This window comes from uncultured Campylobacter sp. (assembly GCF_938031315.1).
Taxonomy (GTDB): domain Bacteria; phylum Campylobacterota; class Campylobacteria; order Campylobacterales; family Campylobacteraceae; genus Campylobacter_B.
Genome location: NZ_CALHHT010000014.1, coordinates 1 through 5,761 on the forward strand (window position 1 = coordinate 1; position 5,761 = coordinate 5,761).

A 5,761-nucleotide genomic window follows, 5' to 3' on the forward strand; every position below is an offset into this window, starting at 1 on the left:
CACTCGAATGAGATGCAGCTGTATGCCCCATAGTGCCAGAACGAGTTACACTATAGCCGTGGCGAGCTTGCGGCTGTGCAATTCGAGCCGTCGTTAATTTACGAGCTTGTGCATCTACGATTTTGCCAGTCTGCTCATCCGCACCTCCGTGAGTTTGCGCGCTTGCGCTTCTCCGCATATCTGCACCTCTGTAAGTTTGCGCAGTATCGCGAGCGCTTGGCGCCTCGTCCTCATAGATGCGGGTCTTTGGCAAACGCATCAGCGTCGCAACTAGACTCTTGCTAGCTTCATTCTGGCTGTTTGATTGATTAGCCGGGCGCCTAGATGCTTTATTTCTCGCAGAATGCGATGCGAAATTTTGCCCGGGATTTTTAGTAAAATTTTTCGTACTTTTTCGCGTGGAATTTTTAGTAGAATTTCCAGATGCGCGCGTATTTTTTGTGAACTTGGAATTTGAAAGGCTTTTAGCATTTGCAGGTTTTTTAGCATGCGGCTCGGCAGAGGATTTTGCGGAGGTATTTTTACTCAGATGATCTTTGGCTCGCAAATTTTGAGATGAAATTTTAGATTTATGGTTTTGCAACGCGGCGGGCGATTTGTGGCTTTGCTGCGCAGCAAAAACGCTAGAGAAGCTCGCCAAAATGAACGCAATTAAAAAAATACGAGCTAAATTTTTCATCGTTTTCCTTTCCATGGATTTTAGGCGAAATTTAGCAAAGCTTAGATTAAGCCGCGTTAAATTTAATGAGTGAGACTATGAAATTTTGGCTATTAATTCAAAGCTGTATCGTCAAACAAAAATCTGGATAAAGGCTAAGCTTTAAAAATTCCGCAGCTAGGATTCTGTTTGGCAATAGAATTTTATCACACTAAAAATATGACGTCACGGCAAAAATTTTATCTTGTAAGCGCTTAGGTGGGATAGCTGAAAATTTTAAAGTTTTAGAATTCTGCGCTTAAATTTTGAGTGGCAAGTCAGAATTTAAGGTAAAAAGCAAGCTCAGATAAAGTTTTTAAATTTAAAGGATAATGCGGCAAAACCGTAAATTTGCGGTGAGATACGAAATTTATAAGATCATGCAGTGACTAAAAATCACACCGCTTAATCGCTAATTCATAATAAATCGCCGCGCCTTAGACATATCCAAAACGCGGCACATCTCATTTTACGGCGCATAGCAAAAGCATCGCCGCAAAGGCATTGCGGGGGGCACCGTAAAATCTCACCACGCCGTTGTAATGGCATAGGAGCGCCGAATGACGCCCCCGCGGGACTACATCATTCCGCCCATGCCACCCATTCCGCCCATATCAGGCATTGGAGGCATTGCAGGTTTCTCCTCTTTAATCTCGCTGACGGTCGCTTCGGTCGTTAGAAGCAGGCTTGCGACGGAGACCGCGTTTTGAAGCGCGATACGCTCAACCTTGACTGGATCGATGATACCTGCCTCAAACATATTGACGTACTCGCCGTTTGCGGCGTTGAAGCCGAATTTTTTGTCTTTATTCTGCTCGACGGCATTTGCTACGACGCCCGCGTCAAATCCCGCATTCTCTGCGATCTGGCGAAGTGGAGCGAAAAGCGCGCGCTTAACGATGTCCGCACCGATAAGCTCGTCGCCGCTTAGAGCTAGTTTTACGCTAAGTCCCGCTCTGATTAGCGCAGCGCCGCCGCCGATTACGATACCCTCGTCTACGGCTGCTTTGGTTGCGTTTAGAGCGTCGTCCACGCGGTCTTTTTTCTCTTTCATCTCGGTTTCGGTCGCAGCGCCCACCTTGATGACCGCGACGCCGCCGCTAAGCTTAGCCATGCGCTCTTGAAGCTTCTCTTTGTCGTAATCGCTCGTAGTCTCAGCAATTTGAGCTTTGATCTGCAAAACGCGCGCGTCGATATCTTTTTTCTTGCCCGCGCCGCCTACGATAGTGGTGTTGTCTTTGTCGATCACGATGCGCTCGGCTTGTCCGAGATCAGCCATGGAGGCGCTTTCTAGCGTTCTGCCAAGCTCCTCGCTGATGACGGTACCGCCCGTTAAAATCGCGATATCTTCAAGCATCGCCTTTCTGCGATCGCCAAATCCAGGGGCTTTGACCGCGGAGATGTTTAGCACGCCGCGAAGTTTATTTACGACTAAAGTCGCAAGCGCCTCGCCCTCGATATCTTCAGCGATGATTAGAAGCGGTTTGCCGCTTTTTTGAACCTGCTCCAAAACCGGAAGTAGATCTTTTAAATTTGTAATTTTTTTGTCAAATAGAAGCACTAGTGGAGAAGCTAGCTCGACTAGCATCTTCTCGGCATTTGTAATGAAATATGGGCTTAGATAGCCGCGGTCAAACTGCATTCCCTCGACTACGTTTAACTCATCGTTGATAGATTTCGCCTCTTCGACGGTTATAACGCCGTCCTTGCCGACTCTTTCCATAGCGTCTGCGATCAGATCGCCCACCGCGCTGTCGTTATTCGCAGAGATCGTAGCGACCTGAGCGATCTCTTTTTTGCCACTTACTTTTTTAGAGGATTTTTTTAGCTCTTCAATAACCGCAGCGCTAAATTTATCCATACCGCGCTTAACTTCGATCGGATTTGCGCCCGCAGTTACGTTGCGTAGGCCCTCTTTAAAGATCGCGTGAGCTAGCACGGTTGCTGTAGTAGTGCCATCTCCTGCTTGATCGTTGGTTTTACTCGCTACTTCGCGCACCAAAGAAGCACCCATATTCTCTAGCGTATCTTTTAGCTCAATCTCTTTAGCGACGGTTACGCCGTCTTTTGTGATCGCAGGAGCGCCGAAGCTCTTTTGGATTAAGACATTGCGACCGCGAGGTCCCATCGTAACTTTTACAGCGTCGTTTAGCTTCCTAACGCCCGCGTAGAGTTTGTTTCTTGCGTCGTCTGAAAAAATAATCTCTTTTGCCATTTTCAATCCTTTTTATTTAATTATGCCTAAAACGTCTTCTAAATTTAAGATAAGAAATTTCTTATCGTCTAAGCTAATCTCGCTGCCTGCGTATTTTGCAAACGCTACGATATCGCCATTTTTGACGCCTTCACATTCGCTGCCGACGGCTACGATTTTGCCGGTCGAAGGCTTCTCTTTTGAAGCATTGTCGGGGATGATGATGCCCGAAGCGGTCTTTTTTGTTTCCTCCTCGCGCTCTATTAGAACGCGCTTGCCAAGTGGTTGAAATTTCATTTCAGTCCTTTCTTTGATTTGTGATTTCTAAAATTGGCACTCAATGTGTTTGAGTGCTAAGATTATATGCAAAATTTAAAATCTTGTCAATAGTTTATGAAAAATTTTTATAAAACTTTAGTGATTTAAACTCAAGTATTGAGATTTCAAACGTTAAATTTTAAGGGCTATAATACCCTCAAATTTTAAATTTTAAGGGGACGAAATGAAAATTTTCGGCATAATCGCAGGAATTTTAATCCTGCTTATCGTAGGCGCTGGCTGCCTATTTTTCAGCGATTTTGGCAACAATCTTACTAAGCCTTACATAGAAAATTTGATCAAAGAAAAAAGCGGCCTTGACGTGAAGCTCGATAAATTCGATCTAAATTTCGGCGATCTGGACATCAGCGCCAACGTAAATGACGCTGCAAACGTAAACGTAAAGGGCAAATACTCGCTTTTTGCGCGCTCTTTCGATCTTAGCTACGACGCAAATGCGCACGATCTAGCCAAGCTCGGCATAAAAATGGACGAAGGGCTAAGCCTTAAGGGGCAAATTTTGGGCGATCTTGACAAATTCGGCATCAACGGCAGCGGGCGGATTTTTGATAGCAACGTAAAATTTTTAGCAAATTTAAAAGACCTCAAACCGCTTGATCTGCAAATCGACGCTAAGGGCCTAAACGTCGAAAAAGCCCTTGCCGTGGCTTCGCTACCGATCTACGCCAAAGGAAATATCGACGTGCTCTCGGATATCAAGGCCGGAGGCAGCGGCGCAGAGGGCAACGCGAGCATCAAGAGTTCAAATTTGATCCTAAACGAATCTGCGTTTAAAGATATGAATATCTCCATCCCAAAGGGCGTGCAGATCACGCTAAACTCGGACATCACGGCGCAAAATGACGTCCTGCGAGCAGCAAGCAAGATCGATTCGACTCTGGGCAAGATCAGCGCCGAAAAATCGGAATTTGATCTGAAAAACAAAACTTTAAATTCCGATTTTAATCTGAGCCTGCCCGATCTAGCGAAGCTCGAAAGCCTTATCGGGCGCAAAATTTCTGGCGACGTTAAAGCAAACGGAAATTTAAAGACCGATTTTTCTACGCTTGAGCTTTCAAACTCGCAAATTTCAGCATTTAAAGACGCGCTTAAAGCGGATGCGGAGGCTAAATACGATCTGAAAAACAAAAACGGCGAGCTTAGCGCAAAGCTAAACGCAAACGATCTAGCCGCGCTGCAAAACGTCCTGGGAGTGAAGCTGCAAGGCAAGACAAACGGCGAGCTTAGCGCGGCTTTAGCGCAAAATGAGCTTAAAAATCTAAACTTAAATCTAAACGCGATGGGCGGCAACCTGAATGCGAACGGAAATTTAAGCGATCTAAAGCTTAAGGCGAGCAATCTAAATCTGGCCGTGCTTTCGGCTCTGTTTTGCGGCAACGCGATCGGAAACGGCACGATAAACGGCGATGCGAAATTAAGTTTAAAGGACGGCATCAACGGCACGGCGCAAATTTCGCTTGCTAACGGCGTGATTTTTAAGAAATTTTTAGACGGCGCGACGGGCAAGAGCTTCCCGAGCGATCTAAAAGCGGACGCGCAGGCGCAGACAAATATCAAAAACTCCGTCGCAACCTTTAGCGCTAGCGCAAACTCCGATCTGGCGCAGCTTCAGAGCTTAAACGGCACCTACGAGCTCAAAAACAAAGCGCTTAAAGCAAACTACGCGCTACTGATCCCGAGCTTGCAGCGACTAGAATTTTTTCTAAATCGCAGACTAAACGGCAAGATTGCCGCTACCGGCGAGCTTTCGCATGACGGCAAGAGCCTGTTTGCGACCATAAATTCCAAGGTCGCGGGCGGTGAGCTGAACGGACAGATCGCAGGCGATGAGGCAAATTTTAAAATCCAAAATTTCATCGTAAAAGAGCTTACGACGCTTCTAAATATCGACCACGTCTACGACGGCACGGGCAATGCAAATCTTACGTATAATACTAGCTCGCACAGCGGAAAATTCGACGCGATCATCAACAACGGCCGCCTTCCTAGCGGCGGATTGATCGATAAAATCGGTAAAATTTTAGGCCGCGATCTAGGCGGCGAGGTCTATAACGACGCCAAAGTAAACGGCACGATCAAGCAAAATTTGATAAATTTCAACGCCGATATGAGCGCGCAAAAAAGCAAGCTAAACGTTACAGGCGGCACGCTGGATAGCAAAACGGGCGCGATTTCGGTGCCGGTTAAGGCAAACATCGAAAAAACCGATCTTGAAATAAATATCACCGGCACGATCAAAGAGCCGAAATACAACATCCAATCGGACTACCTCAAGGGCAAGCTCGACAAGCAGATCGGCAAGGGCATCGACAAGCTTTTCGGCGTGAAAAAGGACGATAATAGCAGCAAAAACGACGCGAAAAAGGAGAAATCAGACGTGGTTAAGGGGCTGATAAATGGGCTATTTTAGCCCATTCGCTCCCATTTGGCGCTTAAAATTTATGGATACTGCTAAACGAGCGCGAGATTTAAAATTTTGAAATTTTGAAATCTCGCGCAGTTTAAATTTTAAAATTTTATGCAGTTTAAAA

Annotated in this window: 4 protein-coding genes; 1 reads left to right on the forward strand and 3 read right to left on the reverse strand. The window is 46.0% G+C overall.

Going from position 1 to position 5,761, the window contains the following annotated elements:
- From Q0236_RS00355 to groES, 3 genes are all read right to left on the reverse strand, one after another.
- The coding region (locus tag Q0236_RS00355) for a hypothetical protein (RefSeq protein WP_297913672.1) at nucleotides 1–679 on the reverse strand (679 nt) is incomplete at its 3' end.
- Between the two features lie 595 nt (nucleotides 680–1,274).
- On the reverse strand, nucleotides 1,275–2,912 hold the full coding sequence (gene groL / locus Q0236_RS00360; RefSeq protein ID WP_297913675.1) for a chaperonin GroEL: 1,638 nt from the start codon (nucleotides 2,910–2,912) through the stop codon (nucleotides 1,275–1,277).
- Nucleotides 2,913–2,924: 12 nt separating this feature from the next.
- The gene (groES, locus tag Q0236_RS00365; protein ID WP_297893655.1) at nucleotides 2,925–3,188 is read right to left on the reverse strand and encodes a co-chaperone GroES; all 264 of its coding nucleotides are present in this window, start codon (nucleotides 3,186–3,188) and stop codon (nucleotides 2,925–2,927) included.
- Between the two features lie 205 nt (nucleotides 3,189–3,393).
- Here groES and Q0236_RS00370 point away from each other — a divergent pair, with 205 nt between their 5' ends.
- On the forward strand, nucleotides 3,394–5,640 hold the full coding sequence (locus Q0236_RS00370; RefSeq protein WP_297913678.1) for a hypothetical protein: 2,247 nt from the start codon (nucleotides 3,394–3,396) through the stop codon (nucleotides 5,638–5,640).
- Nucleotides 5,641–5,761 lie beyond the last annotated feature (121 nt).

Coding starts and splice junctions, on each gene's coding strand:
- groL (WP_297913675.1), bottom strand. CDS start 2,912: ATGGCAAAAGAGATTATTTTTTCAGACGACGCAAGAAACAAACTCTAC.
- groES (WP_297893655.1), bottom strand. CDS start 3,188: ATGAAATTTCAACCACTTGGCAAGCGCGTTCTAATAGAGCGCGAGGAG.
- Q0236_RS00370 (WP_297913678.1), top strand. CDS start 3,394: ATGAAAATTTTCGGCATAATCGCAGGAATTTTAATCCTGCTTATCGTA.